The 24,033-nt window shown below is 61.0% G+C and carries 21 protein-coding genes and 1 pseudogene; 11 read left to right on the plus strand and 11 right to left on the minus strand.

What is annotated here, in order from left to right:
* Nucleotides 1-4 precede the first annotated feature (4 nt).
* Nucleotides 5-385 (plus strand): hypothetical protein, encoded by a 381-nt coding sequence (locus BFQ03_RS12300; protein WP_032860521.1) that lies wholly within the window; start codon nt 5-7, stop codon nt 383-385.
* A 1-nt stretch (nt 386) separates the two neighbouring features.
* Here BFQ03_RS12300 and BFQ03_RS12305 read toward each other — a convergent pair whose 3' ends face one another.
* The 6 genes from BFQ03_RS12305 to BFQ03_RS12330 form a co-directional block, all read right to left on the minus strand.
* Nucleotides 387-581, minus strand: coding sequence for a hypothetical protein (locus BFQ03_RS12305; RefSeq protein WP_032860524.1), 195 nt, complete (start codon nt 579-581; stop codon nt 387-389).
* 194 nt (nt 582-775) lie between these two features.
* Nucleotides 776-1,549 carry an enoyl-CoA hydratase gene (locus tag BFQ03_RS12310; protein WP_032860525.1) on the minus strand — a complete coding sequence of 258 codons (774 nt, stop codon included), beginning with the start codon at nt 1,547-1,549 and terminating at the stop codon, nt 776-778.
* Nucleotides 1,550-1,563: 14 nt separating this feature from the next.
* Nucleotides 1,564-2,691: an acyl-CoA dehydrogenase gene (locus tag BFQ03_RS12315; protein WP_032860527.1), complete on the minus strand. Its 1,128-nt coding sequence runs from the start codon at nt 2,689-2,691 to the stop codon at nt 1,564-1,566.
* 9 nt (nt 2,692-2,700) lie between these two features.
* Nucleotides 2,701-3,894 carry an acetyl-CoA C-acyltransferase gene (locus BFQ03_RS12320; RefSeq protein ID WP_065943238.1) on the minus strand — a complete coding sequence of 398 codons (1,194 nt, stop codon included), beginning with the start codon at nt 3,892-3,894 and terminating at the stop codon, nt 2,701-2,703.
* Between the two features lie 12 nt (nt 3,895-3,906).
* Complete coding sequence (locus BFQ03_RS12325; protein ID WP_065943239.1) at nt 3,907-4,674, minus strand: SDR family NAD(P)-dependent oxidoreductase; 768 nt, start codon at nt 4,672-4,674, stop codon at nt 3,907-3,909.
* A gap of 21 nt (nt 4,675-4,695) precedes the next feature.
* The gene (locus BFQ03_RS12330) at nt 4,696-6,348 is read right to left on the minus strand and encodes an AMP-binding protein (RefSeq protein WP_032860533.1); all 1,653 of its coding nucleotides are present in this window, start codon (nt 6,346-6,348) and stop codon (nt 4,696-4,698) included.
* 253 nt (nt 6,349-6,601) lie between these two features.
* Here BFQ03_RS12330 and BFQ03_RS12335 point away from each other — a divergent pair, with 253 nt between their 5' ends.
* The 4 genes from BFQ03_RS12335 (at nt 6,602) to BFQ03_RS12350 (ending at nt 11,954) form a co-directional block, all read left to right on the plus strand.
* The gene (locus BFQ03_RS12335; RefSeq protein ID WP_065943240.1) at nt 6,602-7,495 is read left to right on the plus strand and encodes a bestrophin family protein; all 894 of its coding nucleotides are present in this window, start codon (nt 6,602-6,604) and stop codon (nt 7,493-7,495) included.
* Nucleotides 7,496-7,570: 75 nt separating this feature from the next.
* Nucleotides 7,571-8,629 carry a tetratricopeptide repeat protein gene (locus tag BFQ03_RS12340; protein ID WP_065943241.1) on the plus strand — a complete coding sequence of 353 codons (1,059 nt, stop codon included), beginning with the start codon at nt 7,571-7,573 and terminating at the stop codon, nt 8,627-8,629.
* A 143-nt stretch (nt 8,630-8,772) separates the two neighbouring features.
* Entirely contained in the window at nt 8,773-10,275 is a 1,503-nt protein-coding gene (locus BFQ03_RS12345; protein ID WP_065943242.1) for an ATPase domain-containing protein, read from the plus strand.
* A complete protein-coding gene (locus BFQ03_RS12350; protein WP_065943243.1) occupies nt 10,272-11,954 on the plus strand; it encodes a response regulator in 1,683 nt (560 codons plus the stop codon). The genes BFQ03_RS12345 and BFQ03_RS12350 overlap by 4 nt, the downstream gene beginning before the upstream one ends.
* Nucleotides 11,955-11,991: 37 nt before the next feature.
* Here the strand turns inward: BFQ03_RS12350 and BFQ03_RS12355 are convergent, their stop codons facing one another.
* The 5 genes and pseudogenes from BFQ03_RS12355 to BFQ03_RS12375 form a co-directional block, all read right to left on the minus strand.
* Nucleotides 11,992-12,369 (minus strand): response regulator, encoded by a 378-nt coding sequence (locus BFQ03_RS12355; protein ID WP_032860539.1) that lies wholly within the window; start codon nt 12,367-12,369, stop codon nt 11,992-11,994.
* Nucleotides 12,370-12,447: 78 nt separating this feature from the next.
* A complete protein-coding gene (locus tag BFQ03_RS12360; RefSeq protein WP_032860540.1) occupies nt 12,448-13,641 on the minus strand; it encodes a hybrid sensor histidine kinase/response regulator in 1,194 nt (397 codons plus the stop codon).
* Nucleotides 13,635-14,240 (minus strand): chemotaxis protein CheB, encoded by a 606-nt coding sequence (locus BFQ03_RS12365; RefSeq protein ID WP_065943244.1) that lies wholly within the window; start codon nt 14,238-14,240, stop codon nt 13,635-13,637. Before BFQ03_RS12365 ends, BFQ03_RS12360 begins: the two co-directional genes overlap by 7 nt.
* Entirely contained in the window at nt 14,237-15,052 is an 816-nt protein-coding gene (locus BFQ03_RS12370; protein ID WP_032860542.1) for a CheR family methyltransferase, read from the minus strand. Before BFQ03_RS12370 ends, BFQ03_RS12365 begins: the two co-directional genes overlap by 4 nt.
* Before the next feature lie 15 nt (nt 15,053-15,067).
* Nucleotides 15,068-18,567 (minus strand): annotated as a pseudogene (locus tag BFQ03_RS12375) (response regulator).
* Between the two features lie 220 nt (nt 18,568-18,787).
* On the opposite strand from BFQ03_RS12375, the gene BFQ03_RS12380 reads away from it, so the two are divergent.
* From BFQ03_RS12380 to BFQ03_RS12405, 6 genes are all read left to right on the plus strand, one after another.
* Complete coding sequence (locus BFQ03_RS12380; RefSeq protein WP_139115688.1) at nt 18,788-19,153, plus strand: response regulator; 366 nt, start codon at nt 18,788-18,790, stop codon at nt 19,151-19,153.
* 345 nt (nt 19,154-19,498) lie between these two features.
* On the plus strand, nt 19,499-20,260 hold the full coding sequence (locus BFQ03_RS12385; protein ID WP_050593369.1) for a hypothetical protein: 762 nt from the start codon (nt 19,499-19,501) through the stop codon (nt 20,258-20,260).
* A gap of 95 nt (nt 20,261-20,355) precedes the next feature.
* The gene (locus BFQ03_RS12390; protein ID WP_065943246.1) at nt 20,356-21,756 is read left to right on the plus strand and encodes a DUF1254 domain-containing protein; all 1,401 of its coding nucleotides are present in this window, start codon (nt 20,356-20,358) and stop codon (nt 21,754-21,756) included.
* Nucleotides 21,757-21,801: 45 nt separating this feature from the next.
* On the plus strand, nt 21,802-22,707 hold the full coding sequence (locus tag BFQ03_RS12395) for a transporter (protein ID WP_032860547.1): 906 nt from the start codon (nt 21,802-21,804) through the stop codon (nt 22,705-22,707).
* A gap of 20 nt (nt 22,708-22,727) precedes the next feature.
* Complete coding sequence (locus tag BFQ03_RS12400; RefSeq protein ID WP_065943247.1) at nt 22,728-23,468, plus strand: DUF2092 domain-containing protein; 741 nt, start codon at nt 22,728-22,730, stop codon at nt 23,466-23,468.
* Nucleotides 23,465-24,016 (plus strand): hypothetical protein, encoded by a 552-nt coding sequence (locus tag BFQ03_RS12405; RefSeq protein ID WP_032860549.1) that lies wholly within the window; start codon nt 23,465-23,467, stop codon nt 24,014-24,016. Before BFQ03_RS12400 ends, BFQ03_RS12405 begins: the two co-directional genes overlap by 4 nt.
* The last annotated feature ends 17 nt before the right edge of the window (nt 24,017-24,033 follow it).

Raw genomic sequence — 24,033 nt, forward strand, 5'->3', positions numbered from 1 at the left:
TTGCATGTACAACCCGCAACTGCCCACGGACGGACATTCTATGGCCCACGACGCCGCTTTTGGCCCGGGTAACCAAGCCTTCGCCAAGGCACCCGAGCATCAAGGCAACCAACGCATCCGGCATTTGCTCAAGTGTTTTGGGTTGCGTACCAGCCTGATCCGGCTGAAGGTGATCGACGCCCTGCTCACCGCCGCCGACAACGGCCGCACGCTGGGTGTACGGGGTGTGCACAGCCATTTGCTGGAGCTGGGCATCCCGTTATCGTTCTTGAGTGTGCGCGAGGTGCTCAAGCGCCTGTGCAGCGAGGGTGTGATCACCCTCAACAACGACAAAAGCTACAGCCTCCATGAAGAGGCCGCCAAGGTACTGGCCGCCGGCGCCTGACTCAACGGCCAGGCTTGACCTTGCGGCGCATGATGCCGTTGATCACGACCACGATTACCGCCACGGCAATGGCGATGTATTGGAACGTCTTCTCACTGATGGCGCCAGTGTTCTGCAAATAGGACAGGCCAAACATCGTGCCGAGGACGACCAGCGAAATCAGAATCGAGTAAATCAAGCGTTGCTTCTGGGTCATGACGGGTTCCTGAAACCTGAAAATTGGGGCTCATGTTACAGGCGATGAAACGCTTTGGCACCCGCGCACATGCCCTTGTAGGCGCGAGCTTGCTCGCGAAGAACGTCAGAACACCGCGTTTTATCAGGCAGTACGCGTTATCGTTGACGTTTTTCGCGAGCAAGCTCGCGCCTACAAAGGGCAAGATCGGCAGGTTATTTGTCTTTGAATTCGGGCGCGCGCTTGGCGACGAATGCTGCCATGCCTTCCTTCTGATCCTGGGTGGCAAAGGCCGCGTGGAACACCCGGCGTTCAAAGCGCACACCTTCCGACAGGCTGACCTCGAAGGCGCGGTTCACGCTTTCCTTGACCATCATGCTGATCGGCACCGATTTACTGGCGATCAGCGCAGCGACCTTCAGCGCCTCTTCCAGCAGTTCGTCCGACGGCACGATCCGCGCCACGACGCCACAACGCTCGGCCTCCACCGCATCGATAAAGCGCCCGGTCAGGCACATTTCCATGGCCTTGGCCTTGCCTACCGCGCGAGTCAAGCGCTGGGTGCCGCCCATGCCCGGCAGCACGCCGAGGTTGACTTCCGGCTGGCCAAACTTGGCGTTGTCACCGGCCAGGATAAAATCGCACATCAAGGCCAGCTCGCAACCGCCGCCCAGGGCAAAGCCGTTGACTGCGGCAATGATCGGCTTGCGTCGGTTAGCCACGCGATCACTGTCGCTGAACAGGTCGTCGAGGTAGATCTGCGGGTAGGTCAGCTCGGCCATTTCCTTGATATCGGCACCGGCGGCAAAGGCTTTTTTCGAACCGGTCAACACAATGCAGCCAATCTCGGGGTTGGCTTCCAGGCTGTCCAGGGCCTGGTTCACTTCACTGACCAGTTGCGCGTTCAAGGCGTTCAGGGCCTCGGGGCGATTGAGGGTAATCAGCCCGACACGGCCTTGAACGTCGAGCAAAATGGTTTGGTAACTCATCGATCCGTTCCTCTTCAAAGATTGCGCGAAATGACCATGCGCTGAATATCACTGGTGCCTTCATAAATCTGGCAGACCCGCACATCACGGTAGATCCGCTCCAGCGGGAAGTCGCTCAGGTAACCGTATCCGCCCAGGGTTTGCAAGGCGGCAGAACAGACTTTCTCGGCCATTTCCGAGGCGAACAGCTTGGCCATGGACGCCTCCACCAGCGCGGGCCGACCACTGTCGCGCAGGGCCGCGGCGTAATGCACCATCTGCCGGGCCACGGCGATCTGGGTGGCCATGTCTGCCAGGCGAAACGCCACGGCCTGATGCTCGATCAGGGCCTTGCCAAAACTCTCACGCTCACGCGCGTAGTCACGAGCGGCTTCAAACGCCGCGCGGGCCATGCCCACCGATTGCGAGGCAATGCCCACGCGGCCGCCCTCCAGATTGGCCAGGGCAATCCGGTACCCCTCACCCTCTTCGCCCAGGCGGTTGGCCACTGGCACCTTCACATCCTCAAACAGGATCTGGCAGGTATCGGATGCATGTTGGCCAAGCTTGTCCTCGACCCGCGCCACCGTGTAGCCAGGCGAGTCGGTCGGCACGATAAACGCGCTGATCCCGCGCTTGCCGGCCGCCGGGTCCGTCACGGCAAACACAATCACCACCCCGGCGTTCTGCCCGGACGTGATGAACTGCTTGCAGCCATTGAGCACGTAGTGATCGCCCTCAAGGCGGGCACGGGTTTTCAGGCTGCTGGCGTCAGACCCGGCCTGGGGCTCGGTCAGGGCGAATGCACCGAGCATTGCGCCGCTGGCCAGGGGCTTGAGGAACTGCTCTTTCTGCTGGTCATTGCCGAACTTGAGGATCGGTACGCAACCGACCGAGTTGTGCACGCTCATGATGGTCGAGCACGCGCCATCCCCCGCTGCGACTTCTTCCAGGGCCATGGCATAGGCCAGGTAACCGGTGTCGCAACCGCCCCACTGTTCCGGCACGAGCATGCCGAAAAAGCCCAGCTCGGCCATTTCAGCAATGGCCTCCTTGGGAAAACGGTGCTCGCGGTCCCACTCGGCAGCGAACGGTTTCAGTCGTTCCTGGGCAAATTGCCGGGCCGCGTCGCTGATTTGCAGTTGTTCGTCATTGGGCAACATATCAATTCCTTAATCCAGGCACTCGACAGCCATGGCCGTAGCTTCGCCGCCACCGATGCAGATTGCCGCGACACCGCGCTTGAGGCCTTTCTGGCGCAGGGCCGAGAGCAGGGTCACAAGGATGCGTGCGCCCGATGCGCCAATCGGATGCCCCAGGGCGCAAGCGCCACCGTGAACGTTGACCTTGTCGTGGGGGATTTCCAGTTTGCTCATGGTGACCAGGCTGACCACGGCAAAGGCTTCGTTGATTTCAAACAGGTCGACATCGCCCAGGCTCCAGCCGGTCTTGCTCAACAATTTACGGATCGCCCCCACCGGCGCCACCGGAAACAGCCCAGGCTCATCGGCAAACGCGGCGTGACCATGGATCACCGCCAACGGCTTGAGCCCACGCTGCTGTGCTTCACTCTGGCGCATCATGAGCAAGGCTGCCGCGCCATCGGAGATCGAACTGGAGTTGGCCGCCGTCACCGTACCGCCTTCGCGAAACGCTGGCTTGAGAGTGGCGATCTTGTCCAGCCTGGCCTTGGGCGGCTGCTCGTCGTCAGTGATGGTTTTTTGTTCCTTGCCCACGGTGACCTGCACCGGGACGATCTCGGCGCTGAAGCTGCCAGCCTTGATCGCCTGTTGCGCACGGGTCAGCGAGGCAATGGCAAATGCGTCCTGGGCTTCACGGGTGAAGCCATTGGCCTCGGCGCAATCTTCGGCAAAAGTGCCCATCAGGCGACCCTTGTCATAGGCGTCTTCGAGGCCGTCGAGGAACATATGGTCGAGAACCCGGCCATGGCCCATGCGGTAGCCACTGCGCGCACGGTCCAGCAGATACGGCGCGTTGGACATGCTCTCCATGCCGCCGGCGATCACCACTTGCACGCTGCCGGCCAGCAGCGAGTCATGGGCAAGAATCGCCGCTTCCATGCCTGACCCGCACATCTTGTTGAGGGTGGTGCAGCGCGTCGACTTATCCAGCCCGGCGCCCAGTGCAGCCTGGCGGGCCGGGGCCTGACCGAGGCCTGCGGGCAGTACGCAACCGAACAGCACTTCATCCACTGCGTCAGTGGCGATACCGGCGCGCTCGACAGCGGCGCGAATCGCAGCGGCGCCCAGTTGCGGCGCGGTCAGGCCCTTGAGGTCGCCCTGAAAGCCGCCCATGGGGGTGCGCACGGCGCTGACGATAACAATCGGATCGTGGAGCTGAGTCATGACAAATCCTCCTTACTTGGCCGCCATGCGCAAGGCACCGTCGAGACGGATCACCTCGCCATTGAGCATGCTGTTTTCAATGATATGCCGTGCCAGTGCAGCGTACTCGGCCGGTTTGCCCAGGCGTGGCGGGAACGGTACGCCGGTCGCCAGCGAGTCGCGGACCTCTGGGGTCATGCCAGCCATCATCGGCGTTTCAAAAATGCCCGGGGCGATGGTCATGACGCGGATACCGAAGCGCGCCAACTCCCGCGCGGCAGGCAGGGTCAGGCTGGCAATCGCACCCTTGGACGCCGCGTAGGCCGCCTGGCCGATCTGGCCGTCGAAGGCCGCCACCGAAGCGGTGTTGATGATCACGCCGCGCTCACCCTCAGCATTGGCCTCGGACTCAGCGATGGCTGCCGCAGCCAGGCGCAGCAGGTTGAAACTGCCGATCAGGTTGACGTTGATCACCTGGGCAAAACTGGCCAGGGCATGCGGCCCGTTCTTGCCGAGGATTTTCTCGCCACGTACCACGCCTGCGCAGTTGACCAACCCATGCAGACCGCCAAACGCCGCAACGGTCGCTTGCACGGCCGCTTCGGCGGCTGCTTCCTGGCTGATATCTGCCACCACGCTGCGCGCCTGCGCGCCCAGTTTTGTGGCCTGGGCCGCCACGGCCTCGGCATTCAGGTCCACCAGCATCACCCTGGCGCCAGCGGCCACGAGCATTTCGGCAGTCGCCGCGCCGAGGCCCGACGCGCCGCCGCTGACCATAAATACCTTGTTTTCAATCTGCATCATTGTTTCCTTAAAAAGGGATCAAGCCGTGGTCGCTGCCTGGACCTTGGCGATTTCCTGGTTACGCAAAATAAAACGTTGCAGCTTGCCGCTCGGGGTCTTGGGCAAGTCGCTGACAAATTCGATTTCCCGTGGGTAAGCGTGTGCCGCCAGGCGCTTGCGCACGTGCTGGCGCAGCTCTTCGGCCAACTCGGCGTCGGCACGGTATTGGCTGTTGATGACCACGAACGCCTTGACCAGCTCGGTGCGTTCCGCATCCGGCTTGCCGACCACCGCCGCTTCGATCACCGCTGGGTGTTCGACCAATGCACTCTCCACATCGAACGGCCCCACGCGGTAGCCGGAGGTCGTGATCACATCGTCACTGCGCCCGACAAAACTGATACTGCCATCGGGATTGAGCTCCACGGTGTCGCCGCTCAAGTAGTACTTGCCAACAAAAGCCTTGGTCTTGACTCCCTCGTAGCCAGCGAACCAGCACATCGGCGACTGCTCGCGGTCGATCGCCAGGATGCCCGGCTGGCCGGCGGGCAATTCTTGATAGTTGTCGTCCAGCACCACGATGCGGTGCCCCGGCGAGGCAAAGCCGGCGGAACCGATATGCACCGGGTGCTCCAGGCCATGGTGGTTGCACAGGACCATGCCCAACTCGGTCTGGCCGTAGTGATCATGGATGGTCACGCCCAGGTTATCGGCGAACCAGCGAATCACTTCCGGGTTCAGCGGCTCGCCCGCGCTGCTGACGATGCGCAGCCGGCCCTTGATCGAGCGCGCGAACTGCTCGCCGCCGGCAATCAGCAGGCGGTAGGCCGTGGGTGAGCCGGTGAGGTTGGTGATCCCATATTTATTGATGACCCGGCAGGTGCTTTCCAGGGTAAAAGGACCATCGTAAAAGGTGATCGGATGGCCCATGGACAACGGCCCGGCCACGCCGAAATAGATGCCGTAGGCCCAGCCCGGATCGGCGACGTTCCAGAATGCATCTTCAGGGCGCAAGTCCACGGCGTCGCGGGTGTAGCTCTGGAACGCGACCAGGGCCTTGAGCGGCACGGCCAGGGCTTTCGACGGGCCGGTGGTGCCGGAGGTGAACATCAGCAGGAAGGGATCATCGGCGCCCAGCAGGACCGGCTCGCAAACATTGGAATAGTTGGGCAACTCGGCCCAGAAGCTGAAATCGCCACGCACAATACCTTCGCCCTTGGCACCGGCCACGGTAACGATGGTCGGGCAATCGGCAACTTCGGCCAGCTTGCTGCGGTTGCCCGCGTCGGTCACCACCAGCGCCGCCCCGGAACTGTTCAGGCGATGCTCGATGGCCTTGGGACCGAACGCGGTGAACAACGGTTGATAGACCGCGCCGATGCGCCAGGTGGCAAGCACCGTCACCAGCAGTTCGGCGGTGCGCGGCAACAGGCCGGCAACCTTGTCGCCGCGCTTGACGCCCTGGGCCAGCAGGAAGTTGGCCAAACGTGCCGCCTGGTCTTGCAGGTCGCTGAAGGTGGACGTGGCACTACGGCCATCCTTGCCCTCCCAGAACAAGGCAATCCGCCCCGGCAGCGCGTGCCGGTCGCAGCACTCGACGCAGGCGTTGAGCCCTTGCAGGTGGCCGGCCAGTGCGGCCTCGACGGTTTGCTGGTAGTTGAACTGGGTGGTAGCAGCCAAATAATCGCGCATCGTGGCAAATCCCTGTGTCTTTTGTTGTTTTTGGGGGCGTGCTTTTGCGGGGTGAACCTGCGCAAATAGTGGCGCCAGAGCGGCACAGGGACAATGGTCAAAGCTTTCAATGTGGCTGACTGGTTTGGCCAATGACGCCTGGCAAAAACGGCTCCGTCATAGAGGCCGACAATCATCCAGTCAACGCAAGCGATTGGACGCCCTGCCCGCCTGCTTCTAATCTGAGGGCCTGCGCCACCGAAGAAGCCCCTCGATGATTGTTCGCCCCAAACCCAATCTGTTCGGCATCCTGTTCTCCCTCAAGGGCTCGATTGCCAAGCGTATTGCCCTGCGCAGCCTGTTGGTCACGCTGCTGGCCTCGGTGATCGTGCTGGTGGAGACCCTGCACCCAGCCTATTTTTCCAAGGTCAACGCCACGCCGTTCACGCTGCTGGGGTTGTCGCTGTCGATCTTCATGAGCTTTCGCAATAACGCCTGCTACGACCGCTGGTGGGAGGGCCGCAAGCAACTGGGGCAAATGATCGTTGAGATCCGCTCGCTGATCCGTGAAACCCAGGTGTTCACACAGCCTGGCGAGCGTGAAGGTCTGTTGCGTGGTTTGTGTGGTTTTGCCCACGGCCTGGTTGCCCGCCTGCGTCACGAAGACGAGGCTCGCGCCATCAAGCCGTGGTCCCGCGTTGAACCCAGCCACCCGAACCTGCCCGACAGCATCCTGCAATCTCTCGGCGCGCACTGCTCAAACGCTGCGCAACAGGGCCGGATCAGTGACTGGCGCTACACCCAGCTGGAAACCCGCCTGGTGGGCCTGAGCCAGGTGCAAGCCGCGTGCGAGCGAATCAAGAGCACGCCACTGCCCTTTCCCTACACCCTGTTGCTGCACCGCACCATCTACCTGTTCTGCATCCTGCTGCCGTTTGCCATGGCCGAGCCACTGGGTTGGCTGACGCCGATTTTTACCGCCATCGTCAGCTACACCTTCTTTGGCCTGGATGAGATCGGCGATGACCTGGAAGACCCGTTCGGCTTCGACGAAAACGACCTGCCCTGCAATGCCATCGTGCGTACCCTGGAGCGCGAGATCCTTGCGGCGCTGGGCGAAACCGAGCTGCCCGCGCCCCTGGAGCCCGTGGACTACGTACTGACGTGACACAGGTTTGACACTCGTCGGTGTCTGACCGAAGCTGAGCACTTTGCACTAGCTGCCCAGCTTTCGGACGCCTGCATGTCAAAGTCACGCCGTTACTCGATCATCGGCCTGAGCGCCCTGTTGTTTGTCGTACTGATGATTTGGTATTTCTCCCGCACTCCCAGCGTGTCTGCCCCCCCGGCTATTGCCCACGGTTACTCCAAAGCAATGAAACAGGCGCATAACGGCGAACCTGGCGCGGCGCGGGTGCTGTATCAGCAATTGGCCCGGCCGGACCTGTCCGATGTGCGCCGCGCGGCCCTGCACAGTGAACTGCACAACTACCCAAGCCCCCAGGCATTGAAACTGGCGGACAAGGACCTGAGCCACCCGGCACCACTGGTGCGCCAGGCAGCCATTACCAGCATCGTCGGCCTGGTGCCCAGCGGCCAGCGCACCTTGTTGCTTGGCCCTTTGCTCGACGATGACGAGCAAAGCGTGCGGTTTGCCGCCGCCAATGCCCTGTTGGGGCTGTCTCCCGACACCCTGGGCCTGTACTTCGGCCCCTTGCAGCAGGTGCTGGATGAATATGTGAAATACCTCAAGTCCCAACCCGAAAGCCCCGAAGGCTGGATCCAGCTGGCACGCCTGTACATCCACAGCGCCCTGTTGCCCGAAGCACAGCATGCCCTGGAGCAGGCCTTGCGCCTGGATCCGGAGAACCTGCCGGCCGTGGTGGCGCGCATCGAGTTGCTGGATAAGCAAGGCAAGGTCGATGATTCGCGCCAAGTGCTGGCGGCCCAACTGCAAGCCCATCCCGAGTCGGCCTACCTGCAACATGCCCTGGGCATGTGGCTGCTGCACCATGGCGAGCGCGAGTATGCCCTGCTGGGCCTGTCCAAGGCCGTGGAACTGGAACCCGACAATCAGGATTACCGCTACGACCTGGCCACCACCCTGCATGATCAGGAGGAGTTGGAAGCCGCCCAGCGCCAGTTGGAAGAAATCGTCCAGCGCCATCCCGCCAACCGCAAGGCCCGGGTACTGTTGATCAACTACTGGAAGGAAAGCGGCCAGTTGCAGAACGTGCAGGTGCTGTTGGCACAGCTGGAACAGCAAAACCCCGACGATCCGGCGCTGCAACAAGGGCTTTGAAGCGCTCAAGTGGTTAAGCGCTGCGCGCTGGATTACACATTTGATAGAAAACGTTGAACCGCCCCATAGCCCAACGGTCAAGTGAATATGGCGTGCCTTAGCCGGCACGCCCCTCCATTTGATACGTGACCCGAGGGCACTTCTTGTCTACATCCAAAGAGCTGTTCACAGCAAAAGCGGCCACCGGCATCGAAGGTCTTGACGACATTCTTTGCGGGGGCCTATCGCGTAGCCACCTGTTCCTGCTCGAAGGTGAACCCGGCACCGGCAAGACCACCGTGGCCCTGCACTTTCTCCAGGCCGGGGCCAAGGCCGGCGAACGATCGCTGTACATCACCCTGTCGGAAACCGAGCGCGAGCTGCGCCAGGGTGCCAAGTCCCATGGCTGGGACCTGGACGAACACATCCATATTTTTGAACTGACCCCACCGGAAAGCCTGCTCAATGCCGAGCATCAGCAAAGCCTGCTGTACTCCTCCGACCTGGAGCTGGGCGAGGCCACCCGGCAGATCTTCGAAGTGGTGGAACGGGTCAAGCCCACCCGTGTGGTGATCGACAGCCTCTCGGAGATCCGCCTGCTGGCACAAAGCTCATTGCGTTATCGCAGGCAGATCCTCGCGATCAAACACTACTTCGTGCGCTACGAAGCCACTGTGTTGCTGCTGGACGACCTGACCACCGAGTCCCTGGATAAAACCGTACACAGTGTGGCCCACGGGGTGATCCGCCTGGAAGAGCTGACCCCCAACTACGGCGCGGAACGGCGCCGTGTGCGGGTGGTGAAGTACCGCGGGCAGAAATACCGTGGCGGCTTTCACGACTTCACCATCATGCAGGACGGCGTGCATGTGTTCCCGCGCCTGGTGGCGGCCGAGCACCGGGGCGGCTACAACCGCCAGACCCTGACCAGCGGCATTCGTGAGATGGACGCACTGCTGGGTGGCGGTATCGAGACCGGCTCCAGCACCCTGATCCTGGGCCCGGCCGGTACTGGCAAATCGTTGATTTCGATGATCTTCGCCGCCGCCGCAGTGGCCCGTGGTGAAAAAGCTGCACTGTTTATCTTCGATGAAGAGCTGGGCCTGTTGTTCGACCGCATGAAAAACATGGGCATCGACCTGGCCGCCCTGCAAGCCACTGGCAACCTGTTGATCGAACAGGTGGATGCCGCCGAGCTGTCGCCGGGCGAGTTTTCCCACCGGGTGCGGCGCTGCGTGGACGAACGCCAGATCAAGACCGTGATCATCGACAGCATCAACGGCTATCAGGCGGCCATGCCCGAGGAAAACGCCCTGGTGCTGCACATGCACGAGCTGTTGCTGTACCTCAACCGCCGGGGCGCGGCGACCTTCATGACCGTGGCCCAACACGGCCTGGTCGGCGATATGCAGGCCCCGGTGGATATCACCTACCTGGCAGACACGGTGATCCTGCTGCGCTACTTCGAAGCGTTGGGCAAGGTGCGACGGGCCATTTCGATCATCAAGAAACGCACCGGCAGCCATGAGTCGACCATTCGCGAGTACCGCATCGCCAGCCAGGGTATGACCATCGGCGAACCCCTCGAAGCCTTCCAGGGCGTGCTACGTGGCGTCCCTACCTACATGGGTGCTGGCAACCCGCTGCTCAAGGATGAGAGCTTGTGAGTAGCCTGCCGGCCGTTTCCGAGCGCGCGATCATTCTCGCGCCCTTGGGACGGGACAGCTCGCTGGCGCTGATGATGCTCAACGAGGCAGGTTTCAGTGGTATCGCTGCCACCAACCTGCCGATGCTTTGCGAGGAGGCGGAACAAGGTGCGGGCCTGCTCATTATTGCCGCCGAAGCCTTGCTTGGGGTCGGCCTGGAACCACTGCTGGACTACCTGCACCAGCAGCCGGCCTGGTCGGACCTGCCGATCGTGCTGCTGACTCACCACGGCGGCTGCGAACAGAACGCGTCCTCGCACCTGAGCGCCAGGCTGGGCAATATCACTTTGCTGGAGCGGCCGTTTCATCCGGTGACCTTGATCAGCCTGGTGAGCACCGCCCTGCGTGGCCGCCGAAGGCAGTACGAGGCCCGGGACCGCCTGATCGACTTGAGCCAGAGCGAACTGCGCCTGCAACGCACCCTGGAAACCCTTGAGCAGCAAGTCGAAGAACGCACCGCCCAGTTGCGCACTAACGAAGAAGCCTTGCGCCAGTCGCAAAAAATGGAAGCCGTCGGCCAATTGACCGGCGGCATCGCCCACGACTTCAACAATATGCTCACCGGCATTATCGGCAGCCTGGAACTGCTGCGCCGGCGCCTGGCGCGGGGGCGCCTGGATGACCTCGACAGCCTGATCGACCTTGGTGTCACCTCGGCCAACCGCGCCGCCGGCCTGACCCACCGCCTGCTGGCGTTCTCTCGCCGCCAGTCACTGGACTCCAAACCGGTGGAGATCAACCAACTGGTGACGGCCATGGGCGAACTGCTGCAACGCAGCCTCAACGAAAGCATCGTGCTCCAGATGCAACTGGACGGGCAATTGTGGACCGCTGAAGCCGACCCCAACCAACTGGAAAGCGCCCTGCTCAACCTGGCCCTGAATGCCCGGGACGCCATGCCGGATGGCGGCCGGCTGGTGGTGCAAACCCGTAATCGTCACCTGGACAACATGTTCACTGCGGCATACGGCACGCTGACGCCGGGCGACTACGTGGAGCTGAGCGTCAGTGATACCGGCTGCGGGATGCCCGACACCGTGATCAGCCGGGCCTTCGACCCCTTCTTCACCACCAAGCCCATCGGCCAGGGCACCGGCCTGGGTTTGTCGATGATCTACGGCTTCGCTCGCCAATCCCATGGCCATGTGACCATTCACAGCGTGGTTGGCCAGGGCACCACCGTCAGCCTGTTCCTACCGCGTTTTGTCGGCGAAATCCCCGCCGACATGCCTCACGACCCGACCCTGCTGCCCTTTGCCAATTGCGGTGAGACCGTGCTGATCGTCGAGGACGACCCGGCAGTGCGGGTGCTGGTCAGCCAGGTGCTGAGTGAATTGGGCTATGCCTTTGTCGAAGCTTCGGATGCCGACAGCGCGCTGCCGATTATCGAATCCAGCCAGCGCATTGATCTGCTGATCAGTGACGTGGGGTTACCGGGGATGAACGGACGGCAACTGGCGGAGATAGGCAGGCAGATTCGCCCAGACCTGAAGGTGTTGTTTATTACCGGGTATGCCGAGCATGCGGCGGTGCGCGGGGGGTTCCTGGACCCTGGGATGCAATTGATCACCAAGCCATTTACGTTTGATCTGTTGACCGCGAAGGTGCGGGAGATGATCAGGGCGTCAGGCTCAGGGTGAGCCTGAACCGCCCACAGCGACGGTCACAGGCGAGAGCTCAAGCCAACAACCGCTGGATATGCTCATGTAGCGTATCCAGATCAAACGGCTTGGCCAGGATCGGTGCATTACGTGTGATCGGGCTGTTGCAGTCGAGGATCTCCTGTGGGTACCCGCTGATAAAGATCACCTTCAACTCAGGCCGCAACTTGATCGCCGGCTCGGCAATCTGCACCCCGGAAATCCCGCCAGGCAGACGATAGTCGGTGACCATCAAGTCCAGGTGCGGCTTGGAGGCGAGGATTTCAAAAGCCTGCTCGCCGTCGACCGCCTTGAGTACCCGATACCCCAGGCCTGCGAGGTACTCGCCCAGCACGAACATGATCGACTCGTCATCCTCGACGATCAGTACAACATCTTGTGCATCTTCACTCATGGGAAGCCTTTGTCCGGTCAATTGCTGCTGTTACGACCATCGGGTCACGCAGAGGTTGCGTCAGGGCGGCGATTGATTTCACGCCCCAGGCCCCAGGGGCAGGCACACTCGAAACAATGCGCCTTCGCCTATCCGACTCTCGACTTCAATAGTGCCACCGTGGGCCGCCACAATCTGCTCGGAAATAAACAGACCCAGGCCAAGCCCTGCCACCGCATGGTTGGCAGACACCCGCTCGAACTGCTGGAAAATTCGTCTCTGATTGTCTTCGCTGATGCCAATCCCGCGGTCCTGCACTTCAACCCGCGCCTCCTCATGTTCAACATACACTCGGACATCCACCGGGCTCTTGGCACCATAGCGAAGGGCGTTGGTCAACAGGTTGGACACCACTTGCTCAATGCGAAACTCATCCCAATTACCCTCTACCGGCTGGGGCGCATCCAGTTGCACCGACGATTCGGCTGCCGCCACTTGCGGGGCAAAGTTCTCCAGCAGGTTGCGCACCAGGTTCGCCAGGTCAAAATGCCCGGGGCGGATCGACAGCTTGCCGGTGCGGATCCGCGACACGTCGAGCATGTCCTCGATCAGGCGGATCAGGCTCTGGATCTGCCGCTCATCGCGGTCGACCATGGCGTGCATCTTGTCCAGGGTAAAGGCGGTAGCGTTGTTCCGGGCCAGGTGCATCTTGCGCAACTGGGTTTCCAGGATCAGACCGTTCAGGGGCGTACGCACCTCGTGGGCGACGATAGACATAAAGTCATCGCGCATGCGCACCGCCTGCTCCAGTTGCGCCTGGGTCGCCTGCAGGCGGTTGAGCAACAGTTCCTGCTCGCGCCGGCTCTGCTCCAGGGCTTCGACCTGCAACTTCATGGCCTTGCTCTGGCGAAACAGGTCGACAAATACATTGACCTTGCTCTTGACCGCATGGATATCCAGCGGCTTGTGCAGGAAGTCCACCGCGCCGCTCTCGTAGCCCTTGAAGGCATAGTTGAGCTCACGGCCTGCCGCGCTGACAAACACGATCGGGATGTTCTTGGTCTTTTCGGTACCGCGCATCATTTCGGCCAACTCGAAGCCATTCATGCCGGGCATCTGCACGTCGAGAATCGCCATGGCGAACTCGTGCTCCAGCAGCAGCGACAAGGCTTCGTCGGCACTCAAGGCCTTGTAGACCTGACGGTCCTCGCGCTTGATCAGCGCTTCAAGGGCCAACAGGTTTTCCGGCAGATCGTCGACGATCAGCAGTTTGGCCTGGATAGTACTTAACATGGGGAAGATTCCAGGGAAGCCAGCAAATCGCCAATGCGGCTCAAGGTAAGGATATGGTCAGGTGTATGCAGCGCCAGGGCCGCCTTGGGCATTACGTCCACCCGCGCATCCGAAGGGTCCTGCACCACGGTGATGCCGCCACGCTGTTTGACGTGGGCCAGGCCTCGCGCACCGTCCTGGTTGGCACCGGTCAGCAGGATTGCCAGCAGGTTCGGGCCATAGGCGTCGGCGGCAGACTCAAACAGATAATCAATGGCCGGGCGCGAGTGATGAACGCGCTCTTCCTGGCTCAGCGACAGGCTGCGGTCGTGTTCCACTGATAAGTGATAGCCAGGGCCCGCAAAGTAGAGGGTACCGGGCTGGATCTGCTCCTTGTCCCGCGCTTCCACCACCGTCATCGCCACACGCCGGTCAAACACCTCGGCCAACTGGCTGCGGCGCTCATCCGGCAGGTGCAGCACGGCGATGATCGGCAGGCTGAACCCTGGCGCCAAGGCACCAAAAATGCTCAACAACGCCTCGACCCCTCCGGCTGATGCGCCAACGACAATGGCTTGGACACCCGGCACACGCGCCAGGCTGGCAGCAGTTTCATTCATGATTTGCGGTAGATCCGTTCTTGCTTGACCAAGGGTTCGAACTGTTTGCTGTAGGCGGAAAAATCCAGGGTTTCCTTACTGCCCAACACCAGGAAGCCGCGATGGCACAGTGACTCATGAAACAGTCCAAACGCCCGATCCTGCAACTTTTTATTGAAATAAATCAGAACGTTACGACATGAAATCAATTGTGTTTCCGAGAACACACTGTCGGTTGCCAGGCTATGGTCGGCAAACGTCACGTTTTCCCGCAGGGTCTTGTCAAAGATCGCGTAATCGTAGGCCGCCGTGTAGTAGTCGGCAAACGACTGTTTCCCACCCGCCTGCTGATAATTGTGGGTATAGGCACGGACGTTTTCCAGGGAAAAAATCCCCTGCTTGGCCTTGTCCAGGGAGTTGGGGTTGATATCCGTGGCATAAATGATAGTGCGCTCGAGCAAACCCTCCTCACGCAACAAAATGGCCATGGAATACACTTCTTCCCCGGTACTGCAACCGGCGATCCAGATCTTGATCGACGGGTAAGTCTTGAGCAAAGGCACCACTTCCTGGCGAATCGCCAGGAAGTGCGACGGGTCGCGAAACATCTCGCTGACCGGGATAGTCAGAAACTGCAGCAACTGCATGAACGCCGTGGGATCGTGCAGCACCCGCTCCTGCAACGCCGAAATCGTCTTGCAGTCGAACTGGCGCAAGGCATGGGCCACGCGACGCTTGACCGAAGCCCCGGAGTAGTCACGAAAGTCATAGCTGTACTTGAGGTAAATCGCCTCGATCAGCAAGCGCAGTTCAATATCAGTACTTCGATCCACTTAGTGTATTTCCACTTAAATGCGTTCCATCTTGGGCAACCACACTCGAATCAGCGAGAACAGCCGGTCCAGGTCGATGGGCTTGGCCAGGTAATCGTTGGAGCCCGCTGCGAGGCAGCGCTCCTGATCGTCCTTCATCGCCTTGGCCGTCACCGCAATGATCGGCAACTTGCGCCAGCGCGGGTCCTGGCGGATCAAGGCGGTCGCCTCGTAGCCATCCATCTCCGGCATCATCACGTCCATCAACACCAGGTCGATATCCTCGACTTCATTGAGTCTTTCGATGGCTTCACGGCCATTACGGCCAATCACCACAATCGCCCCCTTGTGTTCCAGGGCGCTGGTAAGGGCGAAAATGTTGCGTACATCGTCGTCCACCAGCAACACCTTGCGGCCCTCGAAGACCTTGTCGCGGCTGCGGGCGGTCTTGAGCATCTTCTGCCGCTCCTGGGACAGCTGGGATTCGACTTTGTGCAAAAACAGTGTCACTTCGTCCAGCAACCGTTCAGGTGAGCGGGCCCCCTTGATGATGATGGAACGCGAATACTTGCGCAGTTCCGCCTCTTCATCCCGGGTCAGGTTGCGCCCGGTATAGACAATCACCGGCGGGAACGAACAGATGTCCTCGGTGGCCATGCGCTTGAGCAACTCGTTGCCGAGCATGTCCGGCAACTTGAGATCGATGATCATGCAGTCGTATACCGTGCTGCGCAGCAGATCCAGGGCCTCCTGGGCGAAACCAACGGCGGTGATTTCAATGTCTTCGTCGCCGATCAGGCGGGCAATGCTGTCGCGCTGCAAATCGTCGTCTTCCACCAGCAGGATGCGTTTGACCTTCTGCGTCAACTTGGCCTCCAGGCGCGCAAACACGTCCTTGAGTTCTTCGCGGGTGGTGGGCTTGACGGCATAACCGATGGCGCCCATGTGCATGGCGGCTTCGACACGGTCCTCGACGGAAATCACATGCACCGGGATATGCCGGGTCTGGGCGTGCTCCTTGAGGCGTTGCAACACGGTGAGACCGGAGTGGTCCGGCAGGCGCATGTCCAGCAGGATCGCATCGGGCAGGTACTGTTCGGCCAGGGTGTAGCCCTCGTCCGCACCGTGGGCCACCAGGCAGTGATACCCCAGTTCGTGGGCCAGGTCGAAGAGGATCCGCGCAAAGTTCGGCTCGTCTTCCACCACCAGGATGCAGCGGGTGGTGAACGGGGCCAGTTCGCGGTCATCGGCAAATCGCGGGATCAACGCTTCGTCGGCCACCGGCAACGGCGACACCTTGATCGGTGCTACGGGTGCCGGAGCAATCACGGCTGCGCGCGGGCGCTCGATGGCGGGCGCGTCTTCATCGCGTTCAACGTACTGCTCCGGCAGCACCAGGGTAAAGATGCTGCCCTGGCCCGGCTCACTGGTGACGTTGATATAGCCGCCCAGCAAGGTGGCCAGGTCACGGGAAATGGACAGCCCGAGACCGGTACCGCCATNCGGCGGTTGGTGGTGCCATCGGCCTGGCGGAAGGCTTCGAAGATGCTTTCCTGCTGGTCCGGGGCGATACCGATCCCCGAGTCGCGCACGGTAAAGGCAATACCCTCCCCCGGCTGGCGGGAAATGGTCAGGCTGACCTGGCCTTTCTCGGTGAACTTGACTGCATTGGACAGCAGGTTCTTGAGGATCTGCTCCAGACGCTGACGGTCGGTGAACAACATCAGCGGCGCACCGGCCTGAACCTCCACCTGGAATCCAAGCTTGCGATCCGCCGCCAATGGCTCGAACATCCCGCGCAAACCATCGGCCAGGCGTGCGACGCTGGTGTTTTCCGGGCGCATATCGAGCTTGCCGGCCTCGACCTTGGCAATATCCAGAATGTCATTGATCAGGTTGAGCAGATCGTTGCCGGCCGAGTAGATCGACTCGGCAAACTTGACCTGTTCGGCGCTGAGGTTTTCCTCGGAGTTCTCCGCCAGCAGCTTGGCCAGGATCAGCGAACTGTTGAGCGGCGTGCGCAACTCATGGGACATGTTGGCGAGGAACTCGGACTTGTACTTGCTGGAGCGCTGCAACTCATCGGCGCGGTCCTCCAGCTCGACCTGGGCGCGATTGAGCTCAACGTTCTTGCGGTCCATGGCATCGCGCTGGTCGGCGAGGACCTGGGTCTGCTCGGCCAATTGCTCGTTGGTCTGTTCCAGCTCCGCCTGCTGGGTTTCCAGGTGAGCCTGGGATTCCTTGAGGATGCGTGACTGCTCTTCCAGTTCCTCGTTGGCGGTCTTGAGCTCTTCCTGCTGCACTTGCAGCTCTTCATTGAGTTGCTGGGTCTCGGCCAGCACTTCCTGCAACCGCTGGCGATAGCGCGCGGCTTCAATGGAGGTGCCGATATTGCCGGCGATCAGCTCCAGCAGTTCCACATCACGCTCGTCCAGCGGGCGCAAGAAGCCCAGTTCAATCACCCCATTGACCCGATCGTCATCGCTGGTCGGCACCACCAACACGCTGCGCGGCGTACCGTCACCCAGACCGGAGCTGACCTTGAAGTAGTCCACCGGCACATCGTCCAGGCGAATCAGGCGGTGCTGCTGGGCGGCCTGGCCGACAATTCCCTCGTCGCGGTAGATCGCCTGTTCCTGCTGCTCCTGCTCCCGGGAGAAGCCATACGTAGCCACGCGCTTGAGACCGCCGTGTTCTTCACGCACATACAGGGCGGCCACCACCGAGCCCATGTATTGGGCACAAAATTGCAGGATATTGCGCCCCAGCAGGTTCAGCGTCAGTTGGCCCAGCACCTGTTCAGCCAGTTCGGTCTGGCCGTTGCGCAGCCAGGCCTGCTGTTCCAGGCGCTTGGCGATCTTCATTTGCGACGCCAGGTTGGCGCTGTAGCTGTCGGACAGGACGACTAGGTTTTTTCTGCCTGCATACGCCAGAAAACCACTCAGGCCCAACACAAACAGCAAGTAAAGCGTCACGCTGAGCACAGTGGTGCGAGTGACGTCCTCATTGCGTTCGAGCCGGAACTGCTGCTCCATCGCAATCGCTGCATCGTATTCCTTGCGGATCTCGTCGGTCAGGCGCTTGCCCCGCCCGGCTTTCACTGCCCCACGGTAATCGCCGTTCTGGCGTTGCAGGTCAATCATCGTCTGGGCGTAGTTGTTCCACTCCAGTTGCAACGATTCCAGGCGCTTGAGGCGATCCACTTGCTGGGGGTTATCCGCGACCAGCGCCTGCAAATTGCGCAGATCGGCAATGATCCGTGGCTTGGCCACTTCATAAGGGTCAAGGAAATGCTCGTCGCCGGTAATCAGGAAACCACGCATGCCGGTTTCCTGGTCAACCGTCAGTTTCGCGGTTTCATTGAGGTTGTTGATCACCCGGTCGGTGTGCTCCACCCACTGGATCACCGACAACAGGTAGGTGATCAGGCACACGAAAAACACCGCACTGATCACCCCCACACCGAGCGGCAGCGCTACGTTGCGGCTCAGGAGTTTGCGGAAACTGTTTTCATCGACTGACGAAGCGGGAGTCATGGGCGTGCCTTGGCCAAGTACGGAAAAACCGGAAGTTTGCCCCAAAATCGACGACGACGGCTATGTTTCTACCGTATTTCAACGACACACCGAGGACATTGCGCCTGATTATCGGCACAATGCCCGCACTGTTTCGGGAACTTGCCGGGATCGACGCGACTCATTAGAGGATGGTCTTTCAGCTGATCAAGACCTGTACCTCCACTTCTTGGGAACCCTCATTATGTCCGGCGAATCCACCATCCTTGTAGTCGAAGACGATGCCATCGTGCGCATGCTGATCGTCGATGTGCTCGAAGAACTGGAGTTCAAGGTGCTGGTGGCTGAACACGCCGAAGCTGCGCTGACCTTCATAGAGGACAGCACAACAATCGACCTGATGATGACCGACTGGGGCCTGCCGGGTATGAATGGCAAGGAACTGGCGGAAAAAACCCGAGAACTGCGTCCAACCCTGCCCATCCTGCTTGCCAGTGGCTATGCCGAAAACATCGAGTTGCCCGCGGGCGTGCAGATGATTGCCAAGCCGTTCTCCATCGACCAGTTGCGCGATAAAGTCAAAGGCATGCTGGGTACCCCCTTGTAGGCGCTGGCTTGCCAGCGATGGTCGCTAACGATGACCTGGGCCACTTGACACTACTCAGCGCCCTTTCCGGCGCCATCGCTGGCAAGCCAGCTCCTACAGGTAAGCTGGTCCGCGCACTGGCTCTGCTAGACATATATCCCCGCAAAAACTGTGATTGCCCCCCACACGAAGTCATTAATTCATTCGAATGACTAGCGAGTCTGAATTTAGCTGCTAGCTTCAAACGACATGTCCTACAAGATATTTCGAATAAGGACCACCGGCAGCCCATACGAATCGCTATCAGGTCAGTGACCAAGGAACTGGGGAATCATGATGTTCACGCCAGCGCGACTTCCGGCATTTATGTTGGCCTCTTTGCTGTTGCCCACGTTTGCTGCCCAGGCCGATAACGCCGACACAGCGAACAAGAGCAATAACCCGCTCAACCTGGCGCCGGGGGCCAACCTGCAGGACTACTACACCCCCAAGTTGTACGACAGCGATGCCCATACCAATGACCTGTTGTTGCGCGGCACGCTGCCCATTGCACCGTCGGATTTTATCGGCGTGCCGCAACTGCTGCGCGCCACCCTGCCCCTGAGCACCCGACCTGATCCACACAGTGGCTACAGCACCGGTATCGGCGACCTGAACCTGTTCGATATTTTCCTGCTCAAGACCGATGGCGTGCAGTTGGGCATCGGCCCGCAGATAACTGCGCCGACCGCCGAGCACGATGAACTGGGCACTGGCAAATGGCAGGCGGGCCTGGCCGCCATTGCCATCGACGCGTCGCCCCGTGGCCTGCTGGGCGCACTGGTGCAGTACCAGAGCTCGTTCGCCGGCGACCGGGACCGGGCGCACGTGGAAAGTGCCACTTTTCAACCGTTCATCATCCATAACCTGCCCAAGGGCTGGTACCTGCGCTCCACCGGCACCTGGACCTTTGACCTGAAGAACGACACCCACTACATCCCCATCGGGCTCGGTGCAGGCAAGGCATGGAAAGCCGGCAGCAATATTCTCAACGCTTTTATCGAGCCGCAGTGGACGGTGGCGCGCAAAGGCGATGGGTTGCCGCAGTTCACCCTGTTCGCCGGGATCAACGTCACTTTCGGTAAATAACCACGATTTAGGCGGGCCCTGATTCACAATGCTGGCTTGGACCTACTGGCCCTATCTGCCAGTGGCGTAACGTATTGAAGGAAGGACGTACCAACATGATTGGAAAACCAACGCGCCTACTCTTGGCGAGCCTCTCGATAGTGCTGAGCACCGACGCCTGGGCGGACTTTACCGCCACCCCCAGCGAAGCCCGGGCCATTGCCAAGGAAGCCTATCTGTATGGCTTCCCGGTGGTGGAAATGTACAAGACCCTCTACACCCAGGCGGTGGACAAGGGCGGCGTCAACTTCAAGGCACCCTTCAATAAGATCGGCAACACCGCCAAGGTCTTCACGCCCAAGGACACGGCATTCGTCACCCCCAATTCGGACACACCCTACTCCTTTGTCTGGCTGGACCTGCGCCGTGAACCGGTGGTGCTGACCCTGCCGAAAATCGAGGACAGCCGTTACTACTCCGTGCAGTTGATCGACCTCTATACCCAGAACTTCGCCTACCTGGGCACCCGCAGCACCGGCAACAATGGCGGGCACTACATGGTCGCCGGGCCCAACTGGAAGGGCCAGCAGCCGGTGGATGTGGACCGTGTGGTCTACAGCGAAAGCAATATCGCCTACGCGCTGTATCGCACCCAGTTGTTCGATGACAAGGACCTGGCCAAGGTCAAGCAGATCCAGGGCGGCTACAAAGTCCAGCCCCTGAGCAGCTACGTCAAACAGGCAGCGCCTGCCAAGGTGCCGAAGATCGAATGGCCCAAGCCAGTCGCCGACATGAGCGACAGCCCGCAACTGTTCCGCTACCTGAACTTCATGCTGGCCTTCGCTGCGCCCCAGGACAGTGAAAAAGACCTGCTGGCGCGCTTTGCCAAGATCGGTATCGCCCCTGGTGCGCCGTTCAAGGTCGCGCAACTCAGCGCCGAACAGCGCAAGGCCCTGGAAGACGGCATCGCCGACGGTAAAGCCGAGTTCGCGACTTTTAAAAAGGACAAGGTCGATACCCACCAAATCACCAGCGGCGATCTGTTCGGCAGCCGCGATCACCTGAAAAACAACTACCTGTACCGCTACGCCGGTGCCGACATGGGGATTTTTGGCAACTCCACCGATGAAGCGGCCTACATGAGCTACTTCGTCGACAGTGAAGGCAAGCCGGCCAACGGCGCGAAGCACAGCTACACGCTGCATTTCGCCAAGGACCAGTTGCCGCCCGCCGACGCGTTCTGGTCGCTGACCCTGTACAACGGCAAAAACAAGCTGCTGGTGGCCAACCACAAGAAACGCTACCTGATCAACTCGCGGATGTTGCCCGAGCTCAAGCTTGATGCCGATGGGGGCTTGACTCTCAAGGTCCAGCACCACGAGCCCCCAAAAGCCGAACAAAGCAACTGGCTGCCGGCGCCCCCCGGCCCGTTCTACGCAATCCTGCGCATTTACCTGCCCAAGCCTGAGGTGGGTAACGGCCAGTGGAAGCTACCGCCGCTGACCCCGATAAAATAACCGCCCAACGATCCCTGACGTCAGGCCGAAACAAGGAGTAGAGCCATGGTTTCACGCAGTCAACTGAGTGCATTCGCTACCGCCACACTGGCGCTGATGCCGGGGATGGGGTTTGCCGACAACGCCAGGGATTGGCAGAACACCCCCACGGACCTGAATATGCTGTTCGGTTACTACAACCGGGTCGACACCAACACGCCCATCGACACCACGTTGCCGATCGATGGTTTGTCGCTCAACGCCGATGTGTATCTGTTGCGCTACGCCCGCTCGTTCGGCATCGACGGGCGCAACAGTGCCATTCAGCTTATCCAGCCCTATGCCGACGTTTCGGCATCCTTCGACAACGCGCGCTTCTTCGATGGCACCAAGCACAACGGCGGCATGGGCGATGCCCAGGTGGTGTTCGCGCACAATATCTTCGGCGGCCCGGCGCTGACCGCAGCGGAGTTTGCCAACTGGAAACCCGAAACCTTCCTCACTGGCGCCGTGTGGCTCACTGTGCCGACTGGCGACTATGACAAGGACCGCGTGATCAACATCGGCGCCAACCGCTGGGTGGTCAAGCCGGAGCTGGGTTTTGGCACGCCGTTCGGCCCCACCTGGCTGGAAATCAATACCTGGGTCTCGCTGTTTGGCGACAACGACGAGTACCACGGCAACAGCAAGCTGGAACAAAAGCCGCTGTACGCCATCGAGGGCCACTACAGCTACACCATCAACCGCGCGCTTTGGGCGTCGCTGGATGCCACCTACAGCCGTGGCGGCGAAAGCAAGATCGACGGCATCTGGCAAGACAACAAGCAGGAAAACGGCCTGTTGGGAGCCAGCCTCGGTTTTATGCTCACACCGCAGTTCGGTGGGCTGCTGGCCTATTCCGACACGATTGCCGAGCGACGCGGTTCGCCAGACGTGAACACCTGGACCTTGCGCATGCAATACGTGTGGTAATCGCCCCAGTGAGGTAAGCCATGTTGCGTTTTCATCGCATACACCGGTTATTGCTTGGCTTGCTGCTTGTCAGTGGCGGGGCCGTGGCCGCTGAACTGGAGCCCAAGGCCCTGGCTGCCCTGGAGCAGATGGGCAGCTACCTGCGTGGTTTGCAGCAGTTGCGTATCGACGCCGACAGCCGCACCGACCAGGTCCTGGAAAACGGCCAGGTCATCGAGTTCAACCACCGGACCCACCTGCAGGCCAGGCGGCCCGATAAACTGCGGGTGCAGGTCGAACGCGATGGCAACCGCCGCAGCCTGTTCTACAACGGCCAGCGCTTTACCCTTTACGACAGCCGCAGCGGTTACTTCACCGAACAGGCCGCCCCCACGGACATCGCCAGCTTGCTCGCGCAATTGAGCGAGCGCTACGGCATCGAACTGCCCCTGGCCGACCTGTTCCGCTGGGACGCCAATACCGCCAAGGTCGCAGGCCTGAGTGATGCCCTGTGGATCGATCAGCAAACCCTCGACGGCCAAGTGTGCGATCACTATGCGTACCGACAACCGGATATCGACTGGCAACTGTGGATTCGCCAGGGCCCGCAGCCACTGCCGTGCCGCCTGGTGATCAGCCGCCGCGACAGCGCCGAACAGCCACGCCACAGCGTTGACTACCGCTGGCAACTTGACGCCCCGAGCAACGATCGGGACTTTGAGTTCACCCCACCGGCCGGCGCCCAGGCAATCCCCCTGGCCCCCGCAGGAGCCCAGCCATGAAGCCCACGGCAGCGGTGCTCACCGCCAGTTTGCTGCTGACGCTGTTCGACCCGCTGGCCGCCCAGGCCTGGCAGATGCGTGGCGGCGGTGGCGCACGGACATTCGTGGTGCCCCATGGTGGTGGCGGCTTCCATCCCCCGCCGCCCCACCCCATGCCGGCTCCCCGGCCACTGCCGCCCCATCCCGAACCGCACCCACAACCGGGACCACACCCTTATCCGGGGCCGCAGCCACATCCTCCGCCACCGCCGGGGCCACACCCGCAGCCTTATCCGGGGCCTGGGCCGCATCCCTATCCGATGCCGCCCCCGCCACCGCCACCACCACCGCCGCCAGATGACTGGTATCACCCCTGGGCTACGGCCGCCGTGATTGGCGCCACCACCGCCACGGTCCTGGCCATCGGTACACGGGTCAACAGCGTGCCGGTGGACTGCGTGTCGGTCGTCGCCAATGGCGTGGCCTACCAGCATTGCGGGCCGACCTGGTACCAGCCGCATTACGTCGGCAGCTCCGTGCAGTACATCGTGGTCGCCGCACCCTGGTGATCCCTTGCCTCAAGGAC

The organism is Pseudomonas sp. 25 R 14 (assembly GCF_900004755.1).
In the GTDB taxonomy this organism is placed as follows: Bacteria; Pseudomonadota; Gammaproteobacteria; order Pseudomonadales; family Pseudomonadaceae; genus Aquipseudomonas; species Aquipseudomonas brenneri.

Coding starts and splice junctions, on each gene's coding strand:
- BFQ03_RS12310 (WP_032860525.1), bottom strand. CDS start 1,549: ATGAGTTACCAAACCATTTTGCTCGACGTTCAAGGCCGTGTCGGGCTG.
- BFQ03_RS12315 (WP_032860527.1), bottom strand. CDS start 2,691: ATGTTGCCCAATGACGAACAACTGCAAATCAGCGACGCGGCCCGGCAA.
- BFQ03_RS12405 (WP_032860549.1), top strand. CDS start 23,465: ATGAAGCCCACGGCAGCGGTGCTCACCGCCAGTTTGCTGCTGACGCTG.
- BFQ03_RS12365 (WP_065943244.1), bottom strand. CDS start 14,240: ATGAATGAAACTGCTGCCAGCCTGGCGCGTGTGCCGGGTGTCCAAGCC.
- BFQ03_RS12300 (WP_032860521.1), top strand. CDS start 5: ATGTACAACCCGCAACTGCCCACGGACGGACATTCTATGGCCCACGAC.
- BFQ03_RS12390 (WP_065943246.1), top strand. CDS start 20,356: ATGATTGGAAAACCAACGCGCCTACTCTTGGCGAGCCTCTCGATAGTG.
- BFQ03_RS12355 (WP_032860539.1), bottom strand. CDS start 12,369: ATGAGTGAAGATGCACAAGATGTTGTACTGATCGTCGAGGATGACGAG.
- BFQ03_RS12395 (WP_032860547.1), top strand. CDS start 21,802: ATGGTTTCACGCAGTCAACTGAGTGCATTCGCTACCGCCACACTGGCG.
- BFQ03_RS12330 (WP_032860533.1), bottom strand. CDS start 6,348: ATGCGCGATTATTTGGCTGCTACCACCCAGTTCAACTACCAGCAAACC.
- BFQ03_RS12335 (WP_065943240.1), top strand. CDS start 6,602: ATGATTGTTCGCCCCAAACCCAATCTGTTCGGCATCCTGTTCTCCCTC.
- BFQ03_RS12400 (WP_065943247.1), top strand. CDS start 22,728: ATGTTGCGTTTTCATCGCATACACCGGTTATTGCTTGGCTTGCTGCTT.
- BFQ03_RS12340 (WP_065943241.1), top strand. CDS start 7,571: ATGTCAAAGTCACGCCGTTACTCGATCATCGGCCTGAGCGCCCTGTTG.
- BFQ03_RS12360 (WP_032860540.1), bottom strand. CDS start 13,641: ATGTTAAGTACTATCCAGGCCAAACTGCTGATCGTCGACGATCTGCCG.
- BFQ03_RS12325 (WP_065943239.1), bottom strand. CDS start 4,674: ATGCAGATTGAAAACAAGGTATTTATGGTCAGCGGCGGCGCGTCGGGC.
- BFQ03_RS12305 (WP_032860524.1), bottom strand. CDS start 581: ATGACCCAGAAGCAACGCTTGATTTACTCGATTCTGATTTCGCTGGTC.
- BFQ03_RS12385 (WP_050593369.1), top strand. CDS start 19,499: ATGTTGGCCTCTTTGCTGTTGCCCACGTTTGCTGCCCAGGCCGATAAC.
- BFQ03_RS12320 (WP_065943238.1), bottom strand. CDS start 3,894: ATGACTCAGCTCCACGATCCGATTGTTATCGTCAGCGCCGTGCGCACC.